The sequence below is a fragment of the Methylomarinum vadi genome, from assembly GCF_000733935.1.
GTDB lineage: Bacteria > Pseudomonadota > Gammaproteobacteria > Methylococcales > Methylomonadaceae > Methylomarinum > Methylomarinum vadi.
Genome location: NZ_JPON01000001.1, coordinates 190,217 through 214,409, shown reverse-complemented (window position 1 = coordinate 214,409; position 24,193 = coordinate 190,217). Strand labels below are relative to the sequence as shown.

Annotated in this window: 21 protein-coding genes and 1 tRNA gene; 9 read left to right on the top strand and 13 right to left on the bottom strand. The window is 51.2% G+C overall.

Annotated elements, in window-relative coordinates; all coding sequences use genetic code 11:
• Positions 1 to 16: 16 nt before the first annotated feature.
• From EP25_RS0101165 to EP25_RS0101150, 4 genes are all read right to left on the bottom strand, one after another.
• Complete coding sequence (locus tag EP25_RS0101165) at positions 17 to 1,903, bottom strand: Hsp70 family protein (RefSeq protein WP_031432215.1); 1,887 nt, start codon at positions 1,901 to 1,903, stop codon at positions 17 to 19.
• Between the two features lie 194 nt (positions 1,904 to 2,097).
• The gene (locus tag EP25_RS0101160; protein ID WP_031432214.1) at positions 2,098 to 2,745 is read right to left on the bottom strand and encodes a DUF2760 domain-containing protein; all 648 of its coding nucleotides are present in this window, start codon (positions 2,743 to 2,745) and stop codon (positions 2,098 to 2,100) included.
• 133 nt (positions 2,746 to 2,878) lie between these two features.
• Entirely contained in the window at positions 2,879 to 3,262 is a 384-nt protein-coding gene (locus EP25_RS0101155; protein WP_031432213.1) for a hypothetical protein, read from the bottom strand.
• A 259-nt stretch (positions 3,263 to 3,521) separates the two neighbouring features.
• The gene (locus EP25_RS0101150; protein WP_200875001.1) at positions 3,522 to 4,835 is read right to left on the bottom strand and encodes an MATE family efflux transporter; all 1,314 of its coding nucleotides are present in this window, start codon (positions 4,833 to 4,835) and stop codon (positions 3,522 to 3,524) included.
• A gap of 55 nt (positions 4,836 to 4,890) precedes the next feature.
• On the opposite strand from EP25_RS0101150, the gene EP25_RS0101145 reads away from it, so the two are divergent.
• From EP25_RS0101145 to EP25_RS0101135, 3 genes are all read left to right on the top strand, one after another.
• Complete coding sequence (locus EP25_RS0101145; RefSeq protein WP_031432211.1) at positions 4,891 to 5,694, top strand: spermine/spermidine synthase domain-containing protein; 804 nt, start codon at positions 4,891 to 4,893, stop codon at positions 5,692 to 5,694.
• Positions 5,691 to 7,835: a YgiQ family radical SAM protein gene (locus EP25_RS0101140; protein WP_031432210.1), complete on the top strand. Its 2,145-nt coding sequence runs from the start codon at positions 5,691 to 5,693 to the stop codon at positions 7,833 to 7,835. Before EP25_RS0101145 ends, EP25_RS0101140 begins: the two co-directional genes overlap by 4 nt.
• Positions 7,836 to 7,886: 51 nt before the next feature.
• A tRNA-Thr gene (locus EP25_RS0101135) sits at positions 7,887 to 7,962 on the top strand.
• Between the two features lie 164 nt (positions 7,963 to 8,126).
• On the opposite strand, the gene tnpA is transcribed toward EP25_RS0101135, so the two are convergent.
• The 6 genes from tnpA to EP25_RS0101100 form a co-directional block, all read right to left on the bottom strand.
• Positions 8,127 to 8,558 (bottom strand): IS200/IS605 family transposase, encoded by a 432-nt coding sequence (tnpA, locus tag EP25_RS0101130; RefSeq protein ID WP_031432165.1) that lies wholly within the window; start codon positions 8,556 to 8,558, stop codon positions 8,127 to 8,129.
• 655 nt (positions 8,559 to 9,213) lie between these two features.
• Entirely contained in the window at positions 9,214 to 9,747 is a 534-nt protein-coding gene (locus tag EP25_RS0101120) for a hypothetical protein (protein ID WP_031432209.1), read from the bottom strand.
• A gap of 374 nt (positions 9,748 to 10,121) precedes the next feature.
• A complete protein-coding gene (locus EP25_RS0101115) occupies positions 10,122 to 10,802 on the bottom strand; it encodes a class I SAM-dependent methyltransferase (RefSeq protein ID WP_051906313.1) in 681 nt (226 codons plus the stop codon).
• A 95-nt stretch (positions 10,803 to 10,897) separates the two neighbouring features.
• Positions 10,898 to 11,851, bottom strand: a complete 954-nt coding sequence (puuE, locus tag EP25_RS0101110) for an allantoinase PuuE (protein ID WP_051906312.1) — start codon at positions 11,849 to 11,851, stop codon at positions 10,898 to 10,900.
• Entirely contained in the window at positions 11,848 to 12,720 is an 873-nt protein-coding gene (locus EP25_RS0101105; RefSeq protein ID WP_031432206.1) for a GNAT family N-acetyltransferase, read from the bottom strand. The genes puuE and EP25_RS0101105 overlap by 4 nt, the downstream gene beginning before the upstream one ends.
• A 603-nt stretch (positions 12,721 to 13,323) precedes the next feature.
• Entirely contained in the window at positions 13,324 to 15,471 is a 2,148-nt protein-coding gene (locus tag EP25_RS0101100) for a transglutaminase family protein (RefSeq protein WP_031432205.1), read from the bottom strand.
• A 194-nt stretch (positions 15,472 to 15,665) separates the two neighbouring features.
• Here EP25_RS0101100 and EP25_RS0101095 point away from each other — a divergent pair, with 194 nt between their 5' ends.
• Complete coding sequence (locus EP25_RS0101095; protein ID WP_031432204.1) at positions 15,666 to 16,526, top strand: transglutaminase family protein; 861 nt, start codon at positions 15,666 to 15,668, stop codon at positions 16,524 to 16,526.
• Here the strand turns inward: EP25_RS0101095 and EP25_RS24110 are convergent.
• On the bottom strand, positions 16,424 to 16,669 hold the full coding sequence (locus EP25_RS24110; protein WP_160172679.1) for a YfbR-like 5'-deoxynucleotidase: 246 nt from the start codon (positions 16,667 to 16,669) through the stop codon (positions 16,424 to 16,426). The genes EP25_RS0101095 and EP25_RS24110 overlap by 103 nt on opposite strands.
• Positions 16,670 to 16,948: 279 nt before the next feature.
• Here EP25_RS24110 and EP25_RS0101090 point away from each other — a divergent pair, with 279 nt between their 5' ends.
• From EP25_RS0101090 to EP25_RS0101075, 4 genes are read left to right on the top strand one after another with little or no spacing between them, the layout of a single operon-like run.
• Positions 16,949 to 17,314, top strand: coding sequence for a SpoIIAA family protein (locus tag EP25_RS0101090; protein WP_031432203.1), 366 nt, complete (start codon positions 16,949 to 16,951; stop codon positions 17,312 to 17,314).
• A gap of 50 nt (positions 17,315 to 17,364) precedes the next feature.
• Complete coding sequence (locus tag EP25_RS0101085; RefSeq protein WP_031432202.1) at positions 17,365 to 17,949, top strand: cupredoxin domain-containing protein; 585 nt, start codon at positions 17,365 to 17,367, stop codon at positions 17,947 to 17,949.
• 2 nt (positions 17,950 to 17,951) lie between these two features.
• Positions 17,952 to 19,004: an HlyD family secretion protein gene (locus EP25_RS0101080; protein WP_152555569.1), complete on the top strand. Its 1,053-nt coding sequence runs from the start codon at positions 17,952 to 17,954 to the stop codon at positions 19,002 to 19,004.
• Positions 18,991 to 19,353: an MFS transporter gene (locus EP25_RS0101075; protein WP_031432200.1), complete on the top strand. Its 363-nt coding sequence runs from the start codon at positions 18,991 to 18,993 to the stop codon at positions 19,351 to 19,353. The genes EP25_RS0101080 and EP25_RS0101075 overlap by 14 nt, the downstream gene beginning before the upstream one ends.
• 1 nt (position 19,354) lies before the next feature.
• On the opposite strand, the gene EP25_RS0101070 is transcribed toward EP25_RS0101075, so the two are convergent.
• The gene (locus EP25_RS0101070; RefSeq protein WP_051906307.1) at positions 19,355 to 20,992 is read right to left on the bottom strand and encodes an IS1182 family transposase; all 1,638 of its coding nucleotides are present in this window, start codon (positions 20,990 to 20,992) and stop codon (positions 19,355 to 19,357) included.
• Positions 20,993 to 21,078: 86 nt separating this feature from the next.
• On the opposite strand from EP25_RS0101070, the gene EP25_RS0101065 reads away from it, so the two are divergent.
• On the top strand, positions 21,079 to 22,263 hold the full coding sequence (locus EP25_RS0101065; protein WP_051906310.1) for a DHA2 family efflux MFS transporter permease subunit: 1,185 nt from the start codon (positions 21,079 to 21,081) through the stop codon (positions 22,261 to 22,263).
• A 148-nt stretch (positions 22,264 to 22,411) separates the two neighbouring features.
• Here the strand turns inward: EP25_RS0101065 and EP25_RS0101060 are convergent, their stop codons facing one another.
• Positions 22,412 to 23,899: a cation:proton antiporter gene (locus tag EP25_RS0101060; protein WP_084190911.1), complete on the bottom strand. Its 1,488-nt coding sequence runs from the start codon at positions 23,897 to 23,899 to the stop codon at positions 22,412 to 22,414.
• Positions 23,900 to 24,193: the final 294 nt, after the last annotated feature.

Here is a 24,193-nt window from a genome sequence, read left to right as displayed (position 1 = left end):
ACGAGCGAAAAAAGAACTATTCACCTCCCTCTTCCGCTCCTTCTTCTTCATCTTCCCCCGCTCTGACGTCGAATTCAATTTTCCAACGCTTATCATCCTTTTGCGAGACAGCGTGCAACTCCAGCGTTCCGACCTCGGTAACCGCGGCGGACAAATGTACCGGAACGATTTCACCTGCCCGGCGGCCTTCTTCCGGCAAGGTGATTTCGATTTCATCGAGTTCTTCCAGCTCGTCCTCGTTCCAGTAGTCCAAACGGGTACCGACTCTATCCTCGCGCCGCGTATTGGAGGCGAAGAAGCGAAAACGGACGGGTTCACCGACGATTAAACCGAATTCATCATCCGGCAACTCTTCCTCGGTGCCCTCCTCCATGCCGAACGGCGCGATACACAAAGCCTCGATTTCCGGCGGCATGCCGGGTACGGCGGGCATTGCGCTTTCCACGCCGACATAGTAAGACGCGGCCGTGCCGCCCTTGATTCTAACGCCCTTGCCTTTCCGGACGAATCCGTAATAAGCCGCCCCGCGAGCCACCGCAAGATCGAGATCGGAACCTTCCAGCAAGCGGGCTTCCGGTACCTGCTCGGCTTGCAGCCAAGAATTCAGCACTTTCATCAGGCGTTCGGTCAGGACGCCGGCTTTCAACACACCGCCGTTGAACAACACGGCGGTCGGATGCAGAAAACTGGCGTGTTCCGGCAATTGAATATCCTTCAACTCGTCCGTCGCGCTCAGTTGCTTCGCCAAAAAAGCCGCTAAATGACGAGTGATGCCGGCATCCTGGGCGTAAGGCAGACCGGCCGAACGCAAACCGGAACGCGGCCTTGAAACCGGTCGTTCCGCCGCAGAAACCTCGGGCAGAAAGCCTTCCACCAAAACCTGATTAACTTCTTCTCGGGTCAATTCGGTACGCAAGGTGCCGCCAATCAATGAAGAACCACGGCTAGCCACCACCAAAGGAATATTGTCGATATCAGGATCGTTGAACAGTTTTTCCTTGGCATCCCGACATGCATGGGTCAATGCCTGAACCTGCCAAGGCTCTAGCCGTTTACCGCTGTCTTTTTCCAGCTTCGCCTTGACGGTATAAGCCAACGCCAAATCCATGTTGTCGCCGCCCAACAAGATGTGGTCGCCGACCGCAATCCGGGTCAGTTCCAGATTACCGTCCCGATCGGTCACCGCAATCAATGACAAGTCGGTGGTGCCGCCGCCGACATCGATTACTAAAATGATATCGCCGACACTGACATGATTGCGCCAATCACCTTCGCTGTTTTCGATCCAGCTGTATAAAGCCGATTGCGGCTCCTCCAGCAAAATCGCCTGTCCCAGGCCTACCGCTCGCGCGGCCTCCACGGTTAATTCGCGTGCCGCCGGATCGAATGAAGCCGGCACGGTGATCGTGACGTCCTGCTGTTCCAGCGGCGCGTCGGGATACTTGTAATGCCAGGCATCGCGCATGTGTTGCAAATAAGCCTTGGTGGCTAGATACGGCGAGACCCGTTCGATCTCGTCCGGAGCATCGGCCGGCAAAATCGCCTCTTTGCAATCGACGCCGGCATGACACAACCAACTCTTGGCGCTAGCAACGAGGCGTATCGGCGTTTTACTGCCCAGATTACGGGCAATATCGCCTACCAGACGATCGGGCTTGGCTGTCCAAGGCAGGGCGGTCGACCCTTCCGCGATTTCGGCCTCATGCGGCAAATATAAGAATGATGGTAGCTGCAGCTTGTCTTCGACCTCGCCCGGCAGCGTTAACTGCGGAATCGGCATCACTTCCTGCACTATCTCGTCGCCGCTTTCCTTCAGGTCCACATACGAAACAACGCAATGGGTCGTTCCCAGGTCGATCCCGACCGAGTAGCGCGGACCATGCCAGTCATCCGGCTGCACCATTTCATCTTGTTGGGTCATTGCATCCGAATCGGAAGTAGCGGGAGGCGCGTCATCGGCAAAAGATTGTTCAAGGTTTTGTTCTTCATTTGCTTGCGCTTCGTCAAATTCGCCTGCTTGCTGACCGGAATTGACCGTTTCGGGATCCATCTGCTCCTGTTCATTTTTATCCCTGTTGATATGTCCGAACAAGCTTTTCATAACTCGACCTCCGCCGCGGCGATAATCTTGGCATCATGGCCCTCGGTCAATTTAGGCAGATGCATGTCACTTACGCGCCAGCCTTTGTGCACCAACGTTCCGGTAAATGGGGCCTGGCCGACGATATTCCCGGTCAAACGCACGCGGGAGGCATCGAAGCCTTTATCCAGGGTAACTTTGCTGCCTTCCTGTTCCTGACGTACGGCTTCCAAGGTAAAGTGTTCATTGATGACTTTGCTGCAACCTTCATGCACGACCCTGGCGGCGGCGCCAATATCGGCATCGCTGTAAGCGGTAACATTTTCCTTAATAAAGTCGATAAAGCGCGCTTCTTTTTGCAACATGCTCAACAATTGCAGCGCCGCATCCGGCGTGGCTTCCTTCAAAATCACCGGCTCAGGTGCCGGGGCTTCGACAACCTTTTCGACTTCGACAATTTTTTCAACGACTTTTACTTCGGGTTCCGGCGGAGGAAGTTGTTGCTCAACGGCTTTTTTACCGCCACGGGCCAAACTGATGACCATGGTCAATAACACAACGATCAGAATCAAGGCCAGAACCAGCACGGTTCCGGCCAGGCAAACATGCCATAAATCAAAAGTGGTCGGTTGTAATGACAAATCTATACTGTAAGTTTTATTCATAATGGCTTGGTAAGGGTTAGGTCATTCCGCGCACACCTAGAGCACAACCGCCTGCTCAGGCTTGCCGCGTCTGAGAGAAAATACAAGGAAACTGGCCGGAAATGTTACCTCCACATCCAGCTCGAGTAACGAGTTATTTTTGCCCGGCCGCAACCCGCGCTGCTTCGGCAAACATTAACTGTTTCAAGACTCGTCGGGTGGTATCGATACGCATTTTTTTCATATGGCGGTCGGCAATGATTTCGGGAACACCGGCATCGAGATATACTTGGCGCATGCCGGATAAAACGGCCTCGCAACGTTTGATAATTGCTCCGGTGGCGTTGCGGCTATCGATCTTGGCATAACCTTCTTTCTGCATCTCCTCGATCACGCATTGTTTATAGTTGTATTGCGCATGCTGAATATGCTTGATGGTTTCTTCACTCAGCGTGGTGTTATGCCATTCATTTTTGGCATCGTCGGCAAAAGCGGAAGTGGCGCCGACCAATAATGCGAAAAATAAAAACTTTTTCATGTTGTTCTCCATTGATGATGGAATGCGATGGAATTCTGTTGCCGCCATTCTACTTGATGTAGGAAAAAATGCACATTAACTGATTAATAAGACTGATTTATCAATTTTCAAGCTTTCTCTTGAGAAAAATGGGATTCCTAAGCATGAACAAAAGCACGGGGAAACTCGGGCAAGACGATCACGGCAAAGTGTGATTATGCAAGCCCTTAACAGACCTCTTTGCCCTTAGCGGAGATAAAATTCTCCGAAACTGAATTGATTAAGCGTATTTATGGATAAATAGTGTTTTTCTGAAAACCCATCCCATTGACAACCCGCGTGCCAACATGAAAACCATCATCGCCAGCCAAAGACCCTGGTTTCCCCACACCTGCCCCCAATACCAAGCCGGCAAATAACAAACGAATAACGAAAACAGCATGGTATTGCGCATCTGCCGCGTCAGCATCGCACCGATAAAAATGCCGTCGAACAAATAACAAACAAAGGCAACAAGAGGCATCGCAATAACCCAAGGCAAATACAGATAGGCGATTTGCCTGACTCGCTGCAAACCGGTCAATAAATCGATTATCTCGTATCCGAACAACAGATAACACACAGAAAAGCCACACGCCACGGTGAACGACCAGAGCGCGGCTGTCCTGATGCTGCCCGATAACAAATCCCGGTTTTTTTCGCCGATCGCTCTGCCAATCAAAGCTTCCGCCGCATGGGCGAAACCATCCAAGGCGTAGGCCATAAAGGTCTGAAAATTCAGCAACACAGCGTTGGCCGCCAGTATCGTTTCCCCCAGGCGAGCGCCTTGCGCGGTAAAAAATGCGAAAGCAAAAATCAGGCACCAAGTGCGGATGAAAATATTGCCGTTGATCGCCAACATGGCTCTGAGTTTCGCGAAATCGACCACGCCCTCCGCCCGGCCCGTGACGTAACGTAAGCGCCGAATGAGCAGCAACAACCCGACCAACAATCCGAGATATTCGGCAATCACCGATGCCAACGCCACCCCCACCACTTCCATTTTCAAGTAATAAACCAGACCGATATCCAGGCCGATATTACTCAGATTGGTGACCAATACTACCATTAGCGGCGCCTTGACATTCTGCATTCCCAGGAACCATCCGGCCAGTACATAAAGGCACAAAGTCGCCGGCGCGCTCCAGATGCGAATGTCGAAATAGCCTACGGCCAAACTTTCGACCGCTGCACTGCCTTGCAGCAAGTCGAAACTTAAGCTTGCCAACGGTCGATTCAGTATCAAGATAATCAAGGCGATAAGCTGTGATAGTAAAATCGCCCGCATTAAGATACTCCTGATTTCAGGCCCGTTTTTTTCGCCAAACGCTTGCGCGGTCAACCCGGTCGTACCCATGCGTAAAAAACCGAAGCCCCAATAAATAAAGCTGAAAATTAGCCCGCCCAATGCCACCGCACCTAAAAATCGTGGCGAATCCAGGTGCCCCATCACCGCCGTATCGACCAAACCCAATAAAGGCGTGGAGATATTGGAAATAATCATCGGCAGCGCCAAAGACAAAACCTGGCGGTGGCTAAGGGTTTTATTTTTCAAGACAATTTCGTTCAATTCAGGGAAAATAGATCAGTTTAAAGCAATTTTTCTTTCCATGTACAAATACGAAGGTCAACTTGTACACCAAAGCCATGACGATGAAGGGGTTATCGAAATTATCGACCATGATGGCGTCAGGGCGCTGCACTTCGGCTCGGAAGCGCGCCAAAGCACCATGTTGCTGGACGACCCGAACCAACTGCATTCGCTCTATGCCCGCGCCATGATGGCGCTGCTGCTATTCCACGATAATCCCAAGGACATTCTGATGATCGGCCTTGGCGGCGGCACCGTAACCAAGTTTCTGCTGCATCAATTCGCCGAGTGCAACATTAAGGTAATCGAATACCGCCGCGGCGTACTGAAAATCGCGCGCAGTCATTTCGGCCTGCCCTTGGACCCGCGCTTGAAAGTCAAGATCGGCTGCGGCGCCGAATACGTCAATCAACAGAGCAAAATAAAATCGGCGCAACACGACCTGATCATGATCGACGCTTTCGACCACTCGGGCATGGCGCCCGAAGTCGGCAACGAGATTTTTTTCGACCATTGTCGAACATTGTTAAGCGATACCGGTCTATTGGTGATAAATCTATGGGGTACCGACAAAAACCTCTTCCAAACCGTGGCCTGGAATATGGGCCGCGTGTTCGACTGGCGGATCCTGTTTTTGCCGGTACGAAGACGCGGCAACATCATCGGCTTCGCCTTCGGCGAGAATAAGCCGAAACCCAGCATGAAAGAATTGCAACTGAAAGCGAAGCAATTGGAGCAGCAATACCAATTGGAATTTCCGGTCTTCGTGCAGGACTTCAAGCGTAACAACAATAAAGTATTGAATCGAGTTTTCAGACAGTGAAGCAAGCGGCAAGCAATCTATTCGGCTATAAAAAATATTGGGCGCAACGCTTCGGCACCGCTCCGCAATTACCCATGAGCATGGAAGAAATGGAACAATTGGGTTGGGATGCCTGCGACATCATTTTGGTTACAGGCGACGCCTATGTCGACCATCCCAGCTTCGGCATGGCGGTAATCGGCCGCGTGCTGGAAGCGCAGGGTTTCCGTGTTGGCATAATCTCCCAGCCGGACTGGCACAGCGCCGAGGATTTCAAAAAATTAGGCCGTCCCAACCTATTTTTCGGCGTCACCGGCGGCAATATGGATTCGATGGTCAACCGCTATACCTCCGACCGCAAGATCCGCTCCAACGATGCCTACACGCCTGATGGCGCCGCCGGCAAGCGCCCGGACCGGGCGGTCAACGTCTACTCGCACCGCTGCCGCGAAGCCTTTAAAAACGTGCCGATCATTATCGGCGGCATCGAAGCCAGCCTGCGCCGCATCGCCCATTACGATTATTGGTCCGATAAGGTACGAAAATCGATCTTGCTGGATTCCAAGGCCGATCTGTTGGTCTACGGCAACGCCGAACGCCAGATCGTCGAAATCGCCCACCGCCTGGCCCAAGGCGAAACGATCGGCGACCTAAAAGGCATCCGCGGCACCGTGCATTTCGTCAAGCAAATTCCGGCCGGCTGGATCGAGAAAGATTCCAGTCACATCGATCAACCCGGCAAAGTCGATGCACCGCAAAATCCGTATCAGGAGCAACCGGCCTGCGCCGATAAACCGGCAATGAAGCCGGGCCAGGAAAACGTGATCCATTTTCATCGCGTGATACCCAATAAAAAACGCGCGCAAACCGTCATTCGCTTGCCCGACTACGACATGATCAAGGACGATCCGATTTTGTATGCCCACGCTTCCCGAGTCATGCATGGCGAAACCAACCCCGGCAATGCCAGGCCATTAGTGCAGAAACACGGCGCGCGGCAAATCTGGGTTAACCCACCGGCCGTACCACTTACCACGCAGGAAATGGACGGCGTGTTCGATCTGCCCTATTCGCGGCTGCCGCACACATCTTACGGCAACACCAATATTCCGGCCTTCGAAATGATCCAGCATTCGGTCAACATCATGCGCGGCTGTTTCGGCGGCTGTACCTTTTGCTCGATCACCGAACACGAGGGCCGCATCATCCAGAGCCGGTCGGAAGATTCGATCATCCGCGAAATCGAAGCGATCCGCGACACCTCGCCCGCCTTCACCGGCCATATCTCCGACCTGGGCGGCCCCACCGCGAACATGTACCGGCTGGCCTGCAAAGACCCTAAAATCGAGGCATCATGCCGCAAACTATCGTGCGTCTATCCCGGCATTTGCCCCAACCTGAATACCGACCACAGCCATCTGATCAGGCTGTACCGGCGCGCCCGAAAGCTGCCGGGCATCAAGAAAATCTTCATCGCCTCCGGCCTGCGTTACGATTTGGCGGTGGAATCGCCGGAATACGTTAAGGAATTGGTCACCCACCATGTCGGCGGCTATCTGAAGATTGCTCCGGAACACACCGAACAAGGGCCTTTGTCGAAAATGATGAAACCCGGCATGGGCACTTACGACCGATTCAAGAAGCTGTTCGACAAATATTCCAAGGAAGCCGGCAAGGAACAATATCTGATCCCCTATTTCATTGCCGCCCACCCTGGTACCAAAGACGAAGACATGTTGAATCTGGCGCTGTGGCTAAAACGCAACGGTTTCCGTGCCGACCAGGTTCAAGCCTTCCTGCCCTCGCCCATGTCCATCGCGACGGCCATGTACCATTCCGGCAAGGACACCCTGCACAAGGTCAGCCGCACTGCTACCGACATCTCGATACCGAAAGGCATCAAGCAACGCCGCCTGCACAAAGCTTTCCTGCGCTATCATGATCCCAAGAACTGGCCCATGCTACGCGACGCTCTGAAAAGGATGGGCCGCGCCGACTTGATCGGCAACGGCAAGCAACATTTGATTCCTTCCTATCAACCGAAAGGAACGGCCCCAACAACAAAACAAAAAAACGCTAAAGGTCAAAAATTTAAGACCAAGTTCACTGATTTCGACAGTTCGCGCGGCAAAGCCACAAAACGAAGGCAAACAAAAAAATGAAAAAAACAGTTGCCACTACGATAAAAGCCTTTATAATACGCAGCTTCTTCAGCTGGTGTAGCTCAGTTGGTAGAGCAGCTGATTTGTAATCAGCCGGTCGCGGGTTCGAGTCCCATCACCAGCTCCATATTATAAAGGCCTGTAGCGGTTTCGTTACGGGCCTTTTTTATTGTCCAAATAAAATGCAGACAGTAGAAAATTAGTATTACCAACTAAACAACCACCCGCTCAAGCGGGTGGGTTCCAATAACGGACTGAAAGTCCGGATACGCGTCGACTAAACGACGCGTCTTAGTCGGGCTCCATCTTGAAATTATCGTTTGGATTAGGTTCAAAGTGATGCTCCAAATATTGCTTTATCATCTCATCAGTCATTTGCCCCACTGTGGCGCAAAAATAACCGCGGGCCCAAAAATGTCGACCCCAATATCGCTTTTTCAAGTGCGGGAACTCTTCGAACAGATAGCTCGAAGTTCGTCCCTTGATTCGCCTCATGATTTCGCTTGGGGCCATAGTCGGCGGCGCACTCACCAAAATGTGCACATGATCTTTGCTCACGACACCTTTGATAATCCGTATCTCAAAGGCTTCGCATGTCTGCCGCACCAAGTCTCTCACTCGTTCGGCTATTTCATCCTTCAGCACTTTATAACGATACTTCGTAACCCAAACAAAATGATACTCAATTTGGTAAACCGTATGGCTGCCGTATCTATAGTCCATCGCCACCTCCTTGGGCAAATTATCGCAGCTAAAGCTGACCGGCTAAAGCCGGTGGTTTAAACCTTATGATGGATAATTAACTAGTTCCACAAGTTATCCGCATTATTTGTCTTTGATCTTTTTGCAATCAGCCATGAAAACAAAAATTTCCTTCTCTACTTAAGAGTAATCGCTTTGAATTATTCAATTGCCAAGTAATGAGGAGACACTGTAAAAATTATTGATGCCAATGCTGAACGACTGATTCATCAAACCATAACGTGAGCGAACCTCGATTGATCAGCGCTTGGGTGTAGGCCGACCTGTTTTAAGCTTCTGCCGTTACTTTCCTTTCTTCTCCATGTCCTCGAATATGGAGGCTATGCCGATATGTACAACAAAGCCCTTTTTTATTATCCCGCTCAAAAATTTGCAAGCCGAGTTGTTTTTCCAATTCGTTGAGAGCGCTACTCAGTGCCGATTAGCTGACATTACATTTTTCGGAAGCTTTTTTGAAATGTAAGGTATCTTCAACGGTGATGGCATAGGTAAGCTGCTTGAGAGAAATCACCCAGGTTCGACTCATTTATTGAACACATTCGAACACAATACTGCGATGTTGTGCTTATTCCATTTTCGGTAATGTTTACTGTTAAAGCTCAGGAAACTCGATTATTCAGCGGTTACTGATTCCAGCTTCCCGTTGTTTAATAAAAAAAGCAAAAGCAATCATAAGCAAACCGCGAAATATAATTTCGATGCTTAAGCTAAAGGAATAAAACCAGCTTTCATACGTCGGCCATTGAATCCATATCATCAAGCCGAGGGTCATTGATGTAAGACAACCAACCAGAGTCAAAGACATGTGAGGTATTTGCAATTTAATTGCAAATATGGCTCTTAACATACTGCGAACCAATAAATAGAGTACGATCATTAAACTCAGCCTTTCCAGGGTGTCGGAAACACCGAAAAGCAGCAAAAATCCGAAGACCAAATCTAAAATGCCTGCGTTCATTCGTTGCATAAAATCGCAAACTTCTTTTGCAAACAGCGCATCCATACAATCAAAAAAACCTAGCATCAATATAATGATGGCGCATACCGGCAACCATGAAAAACCGGCGGAAGACAACATAACTACATTTGAATTCAGCACGCTTTCAATGGCGAATGCTATTCCGGCAATTAAAATCACACTACCTAGCATTATCCAAACCCGCCAAGGCCATTTAAGTCGACTGCAGTTTGCCAGTTTGTTTATTAGTTTCATTGCTTCAATTTTAATTGAGTAGAAAGAATCAAGCCCAAGCTATTAGTATGGAAACAGGTTAATATCAATACCGCGGTTTATTAGATGTTTTTACCATGAGATACAAACCTGAAACAGTTCTTCAGAAATACCGAAATGTTCGTCAAGACCATTTGATGTAGTGATACTGATTATTTAAAAATCGAAGTCAGCCGCTAATTTCCATTTTTTATAAACCCTGGTATCAACCTAAATCGACATGAAATGGGTGTGGCACGAAACATCATCATGAGCGATTGTAAGTTTTAGTTGAATACATTTCCATTAAACGCCTATTCGGCCGTCAAAATATACTGAAAGGGCAGCATTTTTGTATCTAATTTGAAACGGGTGAAGCCTGCGGCCGCCAATTCGTCTTGCGCCTGCTCAGGCGGAATCCGCATCGACAGCGGCGGGCCGTCGGGCGTCTCGATCAGCTTGAAATCAACGATCACCAGCTTGCCGCCGGGTTTGATGCCGGCGAGCACTTGTTTGAAATAGTCTTCGCGGTTTTCGATATGGTGATAAACGTCGACCAGTAAAACCAGATCGGCTTCTGCTTTGCCCAGTTGCGGAGAATCGTAAGGAATCAGTCGAGTGATGAGTTTTTCGTCACCGAGTTTGCGTTCAGTCTTACGCCGATCAACATAATCCAGAAAGCGCCGGTCTACATCTGCGGCGATTACGTGGGCGCCGGCCTCGGCCAAGCGGAAACTGAAATAGCCGGTGCCGCTACCGATTTCGACGATGGTTTTTCCGTTAAGCTCGCCTAGTGAATTGATCACGGCTTCGGGCTTTTGCCACTGATCGCGACCGGGCGCCTCAAAACGGGCTACCAACTGCTCGAAACCCATGCTGTTCATATGCGCGTTCGCCTGGCCGTGATGATGTTCCGCCTGCCTGTCCAATGCAAAAACGCTCTGCGCCAGCAGAGACAATGCCATCAACGCTTGAAACTTAATCCTGGATTTCATTGAATATTCTCTCTTAATGGAAGATTATAATCTTGTCGTAATGTTTGACCGGGCTCGCCTGAATCGCTGTAGTTTTAAATACAGAGCCCTGGATATCATGTGGTTCTAAATTGGGATTTGCTAGCCTTACCGCGCTCGGCGTCCTTTTTCTTTCCCCAGGAATGTTCGCTCATCCAATGTCTGGCGATCTCTTCTCGCCGGCATATCCATACCGAATCATGTCCTTGAATATAATCTAGGAAACGCGCTAATGCCATCGCACGAGCAGGATGCCCGCTAATCCTAGCGTGAAGACCGACGCTCATCATCTTGGGTTGTTGCCCGCCTTCCTGCCACAGCAAATCAAAAGCATCCTTCAGCAAACGAAAAAAATCCTCTCCGGATGAAAAACCGTTCGGTAACAAATAGCGTACATCGTTGTTGACCAACGTGTACGGGATGACCAAATGAGGCGATGATCCGGCAATCCAATACGGTAGGTCATCATTGTAGGCGTCGGATGAATAGAGAAATCCACCCTTTTCTTGCAATAGCCGGCGGGTGTTTGGACTGACCCGGCCCGTGTACCAACCGACGGGGCGTTTGCCGCATATCCGTTCGATCAGCTCAATGGTGAACCGGATGTGGCAACGTTCTTCGTCCTCAGAAACGTTGTGATAGTCAATCCAGCGATAACCGTGTCCGGCGACCTCATGGCCGGCAGCAGTCAGGGCTCGGCCGATTTCGGGGTTAAGCTCCAGGGCCCTGCCGACAACAAAGGCGGTAAGAGGAAGATTGCGGGCGCGGAACAACTCCAGAATGCGCCACACGCCCGCCCTTGAACCGTATTCATACATCCCTTCGACGCTAAGATCTCTTTCCCCGGTGCGAGGGGGACGGCCTGGCAGTTCATGTAGATAGCTTTCCGAACGCGTATCACCATTAAGAATACAAGACTCGCCGCCCTCTTCGATGTTGAGCACGAACTGTACTGCTAACCGGGCTTCACCCGGCCATCGCGTATGAGGGGGTCTGCGGCCATAACCCACCAGATCCCGTTTAGGTATCATCCCAACTCGAAGGTCGTTACGCCGAAGATTCGCTCGTGAGCCAGAACCGGCGGGGCTCCCAGATACATGCGCGCGCAGCCGAATACTTCGGTCATGCCATGATTCGTCACCAACGCCATCGCGGCGGGATTGTTCTCTGGCGCATCCAAAAACAACGGGCCGCCGTCCGCGAACCCGGACAGGGGCATATAAAGTGCTTCCGCCACTTTAGCATCATCCGCGAACAGAGGACCGATCTTGCACCCTTCCCTGCAGCGTCTCACGACGCCATAGCCTTTCAGTTTTCCATCGTTCAAATAACCCAACGCGAGCGCATCGGACTGTGATAGCCACGCTTTCAGAAAATTCGAACGATTGGCAGGAAAACAAGTACGGTCGTAGTCCATAAGTTGATCGAAAGATACGTCGGCCAGCGGGGAAATGTGCTTGTACTGATCCTGAGACTCTTCGGGGCGTTTAGTGATGTCGGTGCGAAAACGCATGTTGCGGTGGGAAAAGACGAAACCGCCTTTTGCATAATAATTCTGCATCTCAAAAACACCGTCCAAACCTATGCTCGCGCCTGATTTGAGGCGGTTAAGAAGACGATTGCGGCGGGCGTGCCAGAGAATATCACCGTATCCCTGTCCCCGAAATTCGGGCCGTACGATAAAGAACCCCATAAAACCATACTCTCCGTTGTAGGACGTGATGGCTCCGCCGCCTATCATCTCACCCTCAAGGTCCGCCGCGATAAATGCTTCCGGGTCTGTGGCCCAAAACAATTCGGCATCGTGAAGACCGGGGTTCCAACCCTCCAGCGCAGCCCACTCAACCAGTTCGTCGACTTCCGATCGAGTCATATTCCGTATTTCAAGCTGTTCTGTCATGGCTTCGCTCCCCTTATTTCATCTGCCGAATTAGCATTTTATCGGCCCATTTTATTTTTATCATCTACACTGCCGACCCATATTTTTCATTGATGATCCGATGTGTGATCGTGACTTTTTAATGGCTACGCGAAATCGAGCTATCAAAAAAGATTATCCAAGTCGGCTATTCTTATACCCTACCCCCATTGTATAGAGCAATTTCTTTCTAAAAACCTTGTTGTCGTTGCGTGACGTGGAGAAATTTAACGATTATAGGATTTGCACAAACATCTGTATGAATGTCAGGTTTCTCCCAGTCTGCCGCCATACAGAGATTTAGTTGGAAGGTCATAAAGGATCGGTTTTGTACCTTCAATCCTGACAGAATACGTTCGGCCACAAGCGGACTGCCACATTGTAGGCGTCAGTGGCAGCAGTTGATTTGTTATCAATTGGTTAGCTAAAGTTATGAATGCTTGATTGCAAGATCTATCCCTATGTACTTCTAACGATTCCAATCGGTTGTAGCAGCTCCGTTAATGACCGAGGCAACCATACGCCGTTCCAGTTGCTGATATCCCAGATTTAAGAACACATCTTGCTCATCCTGGCCGGTTTTAATTAGCAGGGCAGCCGGCGCAGGTCCAAACAATAGTCCGAAACTGCTGATTCGGGAGGTTTTTTTGGCTGATCAAATTCCTTAATAGAAACCGTTCTAGTGCTAAAACGTTCGCCGGTACGCTGCTCGGCTTCTTCTATATCCTTGGGTAAACCGGGATAGGCCAAACCTTTAGGATGCCATTCGCTATAAGTGATTTCCAGCGCTTCATCCAAACCAAGATGCGCCAGTACCAAGGTTATGGCATTGCGTGGGGCAATTCCCGGATGCAAACCAATATACGGTTGAAAACTCCGGTAACGCAAGCCGGTCAACTTTATCGGCCCCTGCCGATCCTGTTCCTGGTGTAACGGAACACGGTAACCATTCAGCCACAACTCCCAGTCCCCGAGCTGCGAGGCATCGACAGTTTCCAGCCCCAGAGTGACTTGCAAACGGGTGGTGCTGGCATCCACTAGACGCGACCCCCCGCCTTCCTGAGAAGCCACGTCGCCCACTAAAGGCCAAAATTCCAGGGCCTGCTGCAACTCGATGTAACAACTGTGAAACGCGGCTTTGCCGATAAAGCGCACGGGTTCTTTCAGCAGCATGTCTTTGAGCGACTCATGCAAAGGCAGCCCAGCCTCCAGCAAGTCATTGAAAATTGATTGCAAATCCTTCTGCAGATAAAAAGGTAAGGCATATTGGTCATGTAAGCTGACCCCGTAATCGACAAGTTGGGCCGCTTTATCCTCCAAGCTCAACATCGCCACAATACTGCGTAGCAATACGGCGATCGCGGTTGCACATTCCGGACTACGCGACATGCGAAACGCCCGGAATTCCACTAATCCAAGACATCCGCGCCCTGGCATATAAGGGTTCCAAAGTTTTTCAATATTCAATTCACTGCGGTGCGGATTACCGGATGGATCCACCATAAACGGACTCAAGCTGCGCCAGATAAATTCCGGCGAAGGCTCATCCTGGAGTTCCAATTGTTCTAGTGCAACCGCTAACTCACGAAATATCTCGCCCACCCCCTCATCCGTGCGTGGCGACTGACTTGAACTGCCAATAGAAGGGGGCGCAAACCAATATGAAAGAGCCGGATGGGCATTGCAATAACGTACCAAACGAGGCAACAGATGAGGATAGCGGAAAAACGGGCTACTCGATGGCTGCGGCCCGCCCAGGGTAAACTGCCCGCCGCCCCCGGAATCGGAAACCACGCCATTGTAGTGTAAGCGATACGGATTCAGGCCTACCGCTTGCGCTGCGCTAAACGACACTTCACAATAGTCATAAAAATTTTCTGCATTATCCGCCGGCGCCTGATTGATTTCGATGACCGCCGGATCCGGAGTAATGGTAGTCCACGCTATGTCTTTATCCACCGGCGGCGGAAAGCCCTGCAACACCAAAGTCTCGACCGAAGTTTGTTCGGCAGCCCGGGCAATGCATTGCAGCAATTGAACAAAAACCGGGACATCCGGCACCTCTGGCAGCTCAACCACGACGCTGGTCCCCGTATAATGCGCGCTGTCGGCAGTTAGCCTATCCAGGCAGATCAAATAGTCGCCGTTTGCCGACAACGGATCCGTCAAACCGGTTGGCGAGATTTTCCGTTTATGTACCGAAGAGCGAGTCAGCTGAGGCTTGCTAACAACGTCGGCGATCGCAGGACCGCCGTCGCAGCGAAACAAAATACGGTATTTGAGGCCCTCTTCCACGACAAAAACGGTGGACTGCCATGAAGTTTGGTTAAGCGCATGATTCAGCGCCTGCCAAAAAGCCGCCACGTCAATGGATTTTTCTAGTATGGCGGCCGTTGACTTGGTAACGAGACAAGGATCCGGCGGACCATCCCAGCAAAACTGTTTATTTTTCGCTTGGTAATAGCCGATATTCCAGCGCGGCAAATCCTCGCCGGCGTATTGTCTGCCCAACGTGTGTAAAATAACGCCCCCGGGACTGCGTTTGAGAACTTCGTCCAACAGTGCGTAAGCATATTGTAATTTTTCCGGTCCCAGGGCTTCCGATAACCATTCTGGGGTTTCGGCAAAGCGTCGGGTAAAAGTGGGTTCCATGCCGATCCAGACATCCACATCTAAAGCACGAATCAAATCGTCCTGGCGATTAACGATGTGTGTAAATTCGGTTCGGTCCATGGCTGATAGTTAACTCCGATTTTTTATGGAGTGTAAAGGGAAGCTGTCGACGACCTATTATCATACTTTTTTTACCGGCAAGCCTAGCAAATAAACATATCTTCGTTATTCTAAAGACGATGAAATTTATGAATCCGGTTTTTGTCTGACATGGCGGGTAATGGTAATTCTTCAGCAATTGACTTGAGTTTGTTATGCGGCGCTTACAAATCACTCATTCCACTCTTTACCAATATACCGAGCCGGTTCGTTTTCTTACCCATAAACTGCACGTCAGGCCCCGTGAAGGCCACGACATTCGGATCGAATCTTCGAAATTGCGTATTTCCCCTAATTACAAAATTCGCTGGGAGCGGGATATTTACAGCAATTCGATTGCCCTTGTCGATTTTCTGGAAGCAAGCCGGACTTTAGAGATCACAAGTGGCGTAGTGGTGCAACATTATGAACAACAACCGCTGGAATTTGCTGTGGATGAATCGGCACTGCTTTATCCGTTTCATTATAACCCTCGGGAACAAATCGATCTGATCCCTTACCAACTGGCCGCTTTCCCCAGAGATTATCCAATTTTGCAAAAGTGGCTGGAAGACGTTTGCCAACCTGGCGCATTAATAAAAATCCCAATTTTGCTCGATTCATTAAATAAAGCCATTGCCGTGAATTTTAAATACCAAATGCGCGAGGAGCCTGGCGTGCAATCGCCCCAGCAAACCATCGAATTAGGATCCGGCTCCTGCCGTGACCTTGCCACTTTGTTTATCGAAGCCTGCCGAGTATTCGGCTTCGCCAGCCGCTTCGTCAGCGGCTATTTATTGCAGCCCTTTACAAATGCGGATCAGCATTCATCTACCCACGCCTGGTCGGAAGTGTATTTGCCGGGATCAGGCTGGCGGGGATTTGACTCCACCAGCGGATTATTGGTAGGAGGCGATCATATTGCAGTGGCTCATCACCGCCATCCCGAAGCCATTCCGCCGGTATCGGGCACGTTTATCGGCCCTTCCAAGCCGCCCCCCGTTATGAGCGTTAATGTCGATGTCAAAATACTGTAATCTGGCGCCAGAGCGTTTGCTAATACCGAGACATCCCAACTATGTTCTATTACGTTTTCTTCATGAGCGTTACGCATTAGCTCCCAACGTTTAATCCATTTCAAATGAGATATATATCCATAAAAGCTACTGTTGATAGTCATTAAGCCCCGCCAAATTAAATAAATATTCCGATAGAAAAAGATCTGAAAAAAATAGAGAGGCCTTGCAATTGCGCGCAAAAGACATATGTTTTGTGATAATAAATTCGTAAAATTTTCTTCGTATGTGACAGAGATGGAACGTTTTCACTCGCTGGGCAACTAACATACCAAACCACAATATCAACTTGTCCCTTAAAAGGTTTCGTTTTTAAGTCGCTGCACTTTTTGGTTCAAGTTATATTTTTCATGAGTCACTCTAAAACTGATGGGACAAGTACCATGATCGAGCCAATCCCGAACGATTCTCCCAAAATCCTAGGTTTCAAGTTGACCGGTAAACTGCACGATGACGACTACCAAACCTTCATTCCAGTTGTTGAAAAGGCTCTCACGGAGGCCGAAGGCAAAGTGTCTCTCCTGGCGAAATTCGAAGATTTTCACGGATGGGATCTGAATGCCGCCTGGGACGATTTAAAGTTTGGCGTCCGACATTATTCCGATTTTGACCGCATCGCGCTGGTCGGTGACAAACAATGGGAGGAATGGATGGCCCGTTTCTGCAAACCATTTACTCGGGCAACCGTAAAGTACTTCGATATGTCTGACGAGAAGGCCGCTTGGGCTTGGTTACAAGAAGGCTTTTAATCTCGTACGATAGCGACCACAGGGTGGATGCGGACTGCTGATTTTACTTTATGACAATCGCGGCGCTCGATGTGCCGCCGGTATTCGAATCCACGCACTTGCGGTTTGCTGGGTCTCATCGGCCGCTCCGCCGCGATACTTTTTGCTACGTTACCTTAAAGAACCTCTACACGGTCGTAGTTAGCCCTGAAAAAAAATACCTTTTGTCTGTCGAATATTTCGGATTTTTTTCAAGGTACGAGGGGGAGAAGTTGCGGCGTCAATGTGTTGAAATTCTCAACAATCTAGCGTTAGAATTCCTGATGATTCTCCGAGGAGAAAAGGAAATGAAAGATCCGTCCAAGATCGGTCTGCAGTCACGCCGCGATTTTCCACGCACGCTGTCAAGTGCTCTGCCAAGATGCTCAAGCAACTCCCTAAAGCCAGCGTTTCAGGATGCTCGAATGGCTCTAGCGACCAGCCCCGCTAAGGTTACTCTCCGCATCGGTATCGTCGATGTCTCTTGCAAACGCACCATCAGCTTCCCGGTTTACAACGGCAATTTTTCGGGACGGCTTATTCGCCTGCGTGAAGGAGTATGCGAAGAAGACGAGTCGCCGGCTAACACCTATAATGAAATTCGGGAGCCCACTTGATTGTGCGCGTCGCTAAATGGCTACTGATGGGCATGGCCGTGTTGGGCATCGCACTGGGAATTTACCGGTATTGGCGCCACTCTACACTCTATCCGAGTACCGAAGACGCCTATGTAGGCGCCCATGTGGTCCATGTCGCTCCCCAGGTATCGGGCGAAGTCGTGAAAGTCCACATCCGCAATCAACAAACAGTCCGGAAGAGTCAGCTTCTAGTCGAGCTTGACCCTAGACCATTTCAATGGGCGGTAAACGAAGCGGAGGCCAGCCTGACTGAGATGATTCAACAAGTGGAGCGGGATGAAAGCGCGGTCACGGCAGCCCAAGCCGAGGTCAAGAATGCCCAGGTTCAATTTACCAACGCGCGGCTTAAGGCCGAGCGGCAACGGCAGCTCTTAAAGAATCGCTTTACCAGCCAGGAGCAGGCGGACGATGCCGAAGCCGACTTACGCAGCGCCCAAGCAGAGCTCCACCTAGCCGAGGCGCAGCAAAAAGAAGCCATCAAGACGTTGGGCACACCGGGCCAGAACAACCCCCGCATTCTGGCAGCCAGGGCTTCCCTGGACCATGCTCGCTGGAATTTGGAGCACGCTCGTATCATTGCCCCCTGCGAAGGAATCATTACGAGGCTGACTCTTCGTCCAGGGGATGCGGCCCAAGCTGGCATTTCCAACTTCGTACTGGTCTGCACTGAGACGTTCTGGGTGGATGCCAATTATAAAGAAACCGATTTGAAACGGATCCAACCCGGTCAACCGGCCGACATCAAAGTGGACATGTATCCGGGGCTCATTTTAAAAGCAGTGGTCCAAAGCATAGACCCCGCGACCGGAGCCGCATTCTCGCTGCTACCCCCAGAAAATGCCACTGGCAACTGGGTCAAGGTGACCCAACGGGTGCCGGTACGCGTCCGGGTACTGAAGCCAGATCCCCGCTATCCCTTGCGGGTGGGAACCAGCGCACAGGTGACCGTCGACACCCGGAATTTTAAGCAGGGCCATTACGAATTTGCGACCATTCCTTCCTCCAAGGAGACGCCAGGCAATGGCGGAAAATAAATCCGGCGATGGTTTCCAGAGGCTGTTGATCACCGTGGCGGTGATGTCGGCCACCGTGATGCAGGTGCTGGACACCACCATCGTCAATGTGGCGCTACCCCATATGCAAGGCAGCCTCAGCACCAATCCCGATCAAATATCCTGGGTTCTCACCAGCTACTTGGTTTCATCCGGCATTTTCATGCCCTTGAGCGGCTATTTCACGGACCATTTCGGCCAAAAGCGCTATTTGTTATTCAGCATCGCGGGATTTGTGGCTTCATCCGCCTTTTGCGGCCTTTCCACCAACCTGACCGAAATCGTCTCTTTCCGCTTGTTGGAGGGCGTCGTAAAACCCCAATTTCTTTGATTTACCACTGGAAACCGGCCGTATTTTCCACGGTCGGCGAAGTTGGCAAGTCAGTAGTGTAACTCAGCCAAATGTCGACCATTCGGTCAAACGAGCTCATAAACCGGCTAAGCCAATGATATAAAGCACGAAAAAGAGCTGCCACTAAGGCGCGGCTCAGATTGTAAGCCATGGCGTGCAAGGCGAACTCTACTTTGACACCCGCCAAACCTTTACGGCGAAAGCGATTCAAACCTTGGCGACCGCGTAGCTGACTGAAGACGGGCTCCACCATGGCCTGCCGCTGTCGATAGCGTTGCCGAGGTTCGGGCTGGTCCATTTTCAGGCGCAGGGCTTCTTTTTGTGTATCGCTGTCATAGCGTTTGAGGGTGCGACCACTCTCGCTACGCGTGCATTGGGATTTCAGCGGGCAGTCTGAACAGGCATCGCAGGCGTAGACGGTATAAGCGCGGCCACTTTTACCGCCTTTGCAGGTGTGACGGCGAGTCAAGCGTTGTTGCCCCGGACAGCGATAGGTGTCGTCGTCGGCCTGATAAATAAAGCGGCTTTTGGGGATTTGTTTGTTGGATTGTTTGTTCCAATCGTCTCCTTCACTTTGGCCTTCCGGACAAAGCAATTCGATGTTGTGTTGCTCAGCAGTATCCAAGACGCCATTGCTGAAATAGCCAGCATCGAACAGAGCTGTTTCGACGCCTCCCATGGCTTGGGCGCGATCCAGTAAGCCCGGCACCACCTCGGTTTCGCTGGAAGGATGAACGTCGCAAGCCACGATCACTCGATTGTCGTTCGCCAATACCGACGGTTTATAACTGCTGCGAAAGTCTTTGGAGTTCTTTTGCGGCTGTAATACCGCCTCCGGCTCGTTGCTTTGTACTTGGGTCTTGGCCGGATCTTTGCCTTTGGCGGCTTGTTTTTGCTGGCGAGACTTTAGCTCGGCTTGGGCTTGTTCCAGACCGTTCAAACGCTTAGTCGCAGCCGCATCGTTTGGGTTGGCTTGCGCGGCTTCCTTCGCTTGCGCCAAGGCTTGGTTGAGCGCTTCTTCCTTCATCAATCGAAACCGGGAGGACATGGCTTCGATCACGGTACCGTCGCCCGCCAACGTCGTCGTGCCTGAGCCTGTGACTTTCAAAGTACGACGCGCCAGTTGATCGAAAAATTCGGTCGTCAATGATTCGGCATGCTGATGGACGAAACGGCCAATGACTGAGTGATCCGGCATGATACCGCCACTTAGCCACCAACACCCCACATCGGCTCGAGCTAAACGCTCCAAGTCGCGCAGGCTGCTGATGCCTTGTAACAGGCCGTAGAGAATAATCCCCACCATCGCACGTGGCGCATACGGCGGACGCCCGCCGGGCCGATAACGGGCTTCGAACTCGGCGAAGGATAGCGATTGCAGGAAGGGGCGCAATTTCAACGGGATGGTTAAGCCGGCGTGCTCCAGATGTTCGCCGAGCGGTTTACCGTTGATCGATAAGCCGCGCGGGTCGGGCGCTTCAAAATGGGCCATCGGTTCGCTCGAGATCGATTGAGCGATCAACTCAGGTAACGGTTCAACCTCGCATTCATCGAATAGCGAATATTGCTTGGCGCTATACAATGTCCTGACGGGTCTAATGTTTACTTCGGCTGCCATTGATCTATTTCTAATAGGTTTGGATAGGGTTATTTTACCGTATGTAGCTGGTTGGGGGGCTTTTACGACAGCCTCTGTTGCAAGGAGTGTTCGGCGCCGCTTTGGTGCCTTTATCTCAATCCATCATGGTTCAGACCTATCCCATCGAGGAGCGAGGGAGAGCCATGGCCATTTGGGGGGTGGGCGTCATGGTTGGCCCCATTTTAGGTCCCACTTTAGGCGGTTATCTGACTGAGCATTGGAGCTGGCGCTGGACCTTTTATATCAACGTGCCGGTAGGGATTTTCTCATTCTTACTGACCAGTTTGCAGGTGCCGGACACGGAAAGGAGGGAGCGGCTGATGGATTGGACCGGTTTTCTGTTTATCGCCCTGTTCATCGGCTGCCTCCAGGTGGTTTTGGATCGCGGCAACGAAGACGACTGGTTCAGCTCGGATTTCATCAAGTTGATGTCCTTCACTGCATCGGCCAGCCTGATTGCTTTTATCAACCATTGTTTGCGAAGCCAAAGTCGCGAGTTGTTCAGTCCAAAGCTCTTTACCGACCGCAACTTCGTCACCGCTTTGATCCTGATTGCAGCATTCGGTTTGGGACTGTTCGGCATGTTATTTCTACAACCATTGATGCTGGAGTCGCTGCTGCGTTACCCGGTGTTGTCCGCCGGCCTGGTGATGGCTCCGCGGGGTATCGCCAGCATGTTCAGTATGCTCTTGGTGGGACGCCTACTCAAACATTTGGATGCGCGCTTGATCATTCTGTTCGGCATTCTCCTATCCGCTTCCGGCACTTATATCACTACTTACTATAACCTCAGTATCAGTTCTTCTTGGGTGATCGGCCCCATCGTCTTACAAGGTCTCGGATTGGGTTTGATTTTCGTCCCCTTATCCACCGTAGCCTTCTCCACTCTACCGCCTCGCTATTCAGCGGAAGCCGCGGGCCTATACAGTCTATTGCGCACGGTGGGCTCCTCCATCGGCATATCCATCGTCTCAACTGTATTCACCCGCCATAGCCAAATCGCCTGGAATCAGATCGGCGGCCATATCAACCGGTCAAACCCAGCCCTCTACGACTACCTCGGCCATCTCCAGTTGAGGCTGGAGGATCCCGCCGCCGCTGCCGTGCTAAGTCGCGAATTGGCGCAGCAAGCCCAAATGGTGGCCTTTCTGGATTGCTTCACACTAATAACATGGAGTTTTGTGATCATGGTTCCTTTGCTGTTTGTGATGCGCCCCGTACATCTTCGGGACGAGTCCGAATCAAGTTAAATTCCTGTCGAACATGCCAATAAGTTGGAGCGGGCTTGATCTGAAGAAATGTTCAGGATCGATGGTGGCATGCGCTTGAACACGTCTATTGATGCTTCCTGGCCGGATAGGAAGTATTTGCTCGGATAGATTCGGCCGCTTGCACTATTTATAGATCGTTCGCCTTATGCGCCTGAGCCAGCGATCGTTTCAAGGCAAAGGGCGTTAATAAAATAGTCGCAATCACCGTCATGACAATGGACGAATACAGGGTATCGGGTATAAGCCCCAGACTTTTGGTGACGCTGGCGATGATTAGTGCCACTTCGCCGCGAGGCACCAGGGCCAATCCCAGTAACAGGCGATCCATGTTGCGCTCCGCCGCATAGCCAGCCATCACCTTGCCGGCCACGGCAACGATGATCAGGACCAGGGCCGCCCCGATTACCTTAGGGGAGAGAAAGTGCAACAAATTCACCTGCATCCCCACGAGAACGAAGAAGATGGGGGCGAAAATGGCTTCGAGCGGCGTAATCAACGATGCGATGCTGAGATTGCCTTCGCTCTGCTCCTCTACGGATTGACCGCTCAGGATCAGCCCGGCCGCAAATGCGCCAACGATGACGGAAAGTTGGATCATGTTGGCCAGCCAGCTCATGAAAAAAGCGGCAGCAAGCGGTACCAGCAACTTGGCATGATATTGATTGGTTTGGTAGAGCGGCGGCATGGGCCGGTCGGCCAAGCGTCGAGCCAAATACGCAACGGCGGCAAAGAAGATGGTTGAGGAAAGGATAATCCCGGTGACTTCATGGATTTGCGTCTTGCCGGTCACGGCCGAGGTCACCGCCACGGCGACAATGATCAACGCCAGCACACTATCGATCAGGGAGGAGCTCAGCACGAGTTTCGCCTCCGGCGCCCGGCGCGGGTCCATTTCTTCGAGTACTCCGGCACTGATGCGAAGGCTAGAGGCTGTCAATGTGCTGGCCAGCAAGACATGGGCGCTCCAAGGCGAATCATCCAGCAACAGGACGCTGGCAACCAGACCCAACAAAAAGGACCCGATGAAACCCGTTATCGCTATGGCTAGCGATTGCGGCCCGACCTGCAGCATTTCTTCGATACTGGATTGGAGACCCAGTTTGAATAACAGCAATATGACGCCAAGATTGGAAAATACCCATAAAGCGACACCCATCAGCACGAATTCCGGTGCTTTAGGGCCGGTCAGCACGGCAACCAGTTTGCCGCCGACCTCCTGGGCGGCCAGTTGGTCCGGCGAAAACACCCGCGCAGCCGCTTCCTCGATGGACGCCCCTGAAGACCAGACCTCCCGGAATAGGTCGCCGGCATCGCCAAGATGCATGATCAGAAAGAACAAAGGCGACCAGTCGAACCAATAGAGAAGATTGCCAAGAGCGATCCCGACAACAAGCTCCCCCAATACCGACGGCAGGGCGAAGCGTTTTGCCAGGAGATGAGCAACGAGGGCCGCAATCACGATCACTGCCAGCTCAAGGGATATGAACGCGAAAGGGTCAATTGTTGTGATATGGATGGCTTCGGCGGCGATAACGGCCGGCACGTGAAGCACTAATACCAGGCCAAACATCACCCTGAGTAACAAGGATCCCGTGCATGTACGGATAGCTGACATAGCCTCCTCCTCTGTTAACAAGTTTGTTGTGCTGCGGATTTGTAATCCGTTTTACTGTTTCCGTTGATAACGGCAGGCCGTTTCCACCCATTCCATTCAGGTCCCTGGTAGGACGTTGGCGGTGCGATTGTACCTACCTGTTGCAGTCAAACCTGACAACAAGACTGACGCATTGAACCTTGTGCACGAATGGTCTGGGACAATACAAACACCGCAATGCTCTTCTGAGCCGCAATCAGCAGCTCTACCAACCGAGTTACACCAACGAATAGGCGGGTAATTTTACAAGGAATT

Coding starts and splice junctions, on each gene's coding strand:
- EP25_RS0101165 (WP_031432215.1), bottom strand. CDS start 1,903: ATGGTGCAGCCGGATGACTGGCATGGTCCGCGCTACTCGGTCGGGATC.
- EP25_RS0101160 (WP_031432214.1), bottom strand. CDS start 2,745: ATGAATAAAACTTACAGTATAGATTTGTCATTACAACCGACCACTTTT.
- EP25_RS0101155 (WP_031432213.1), bottom strand. CDS start 3,262: ATGAAAAAGTTTTTATTTTTCGCATTATTGGTCGGCGCCACTTCCGCT.
- EP25_RS0101145 (WP_031432211.1), top strand. CDS start 4,891: ATGTACAAATACGAAGGTCAACTTGTACACCAAAGCCATGACGATGAA.
- tnpA (WP_031432165.1), bottom strand. CDS start 8,558: ATGGACTATAGATACGGCAGCCATACGGTTTACCAAATTGAGTATCAT.
- EP25_RS0101120 (WP_031432209.1), bottom strand. CDS start 9,747: ATGCTAGGTAGTGTGATTTTAATTGCCGGAATAGCATTCGCCATTGAA.
- EP25_RS0101115 (WP_051906313.1), bottom strand. CDS start 10,802: ATGAAATCCAGGATTAAGTTTCAAGCGTTGATGGCATTGTCTCTGCTG.
- puuE (WP_051906312.1), bottom strand. CDS start 11,851: ATGATACCTAAACGGGATCTGGTGGGTTATGGCCGCAGACCCCCTCAT.
- EP25_RS0101105 (WP_031432206.1), bottom strand. CDS start 12,720: ATGACAGAACAGCTTGAAATACGGAATATGACTCGATCGGAAGTCGAC.
- EP25_RS0101100 (WP_031432205.1), bottom strand. CDS start 15,471: ATGGACCGAACCGAATTTACACACATCGTTAATCGCCAGGACGATTTG.
- EP25_RS0101095 (WP_031432204.1), top strand. CDS start 15,666: ATGCGGCGCTTACAAATCACTCATTCCACTCTTTACCAATATACCGAG.
- EP25_RS24110 (WP_160172679.1), bottom strand. CDS start 16,669: ATGACTATCAACAGTAGCTTTTATGGATATATATCTCATTTGAAATGG.
- EP25_RS0101090 (WP_031432203.1), top strand. CDS start 16,949: ATGATCGAGCCAATCCCGAACGATTCTCCCAAAATCCTAGGTTTCAAG.
- EP25_RS0101085 (WP_031432202.1), top strand. CDS start 17,365: ATGACAATCGCGGCGCTCGATGTGCCGCCGGTATTCGAATCCACGCAC.
- EP25_RS0101075 (WP_031432200.1), top strand. CDS start 18,991: ATGGCGGAAAATAAATCCGGCGATGGTTTCCAGAGGCTGTTGATCACC.
- EP25_RS0101070 (WP_051906307.1), bottom strand. CDS start 20,992: ATGGCAGCCGAAGTAAACATTAGACCCGTCAGGACATTGTATAGCGCC.
- EP25_RS0101060 (WP_084190911.1), bottom strand. CDS start 23,899: ATGTCAGCTATCCGTACATGCACGGGATCCTTGTTACTCAGGGTGATG.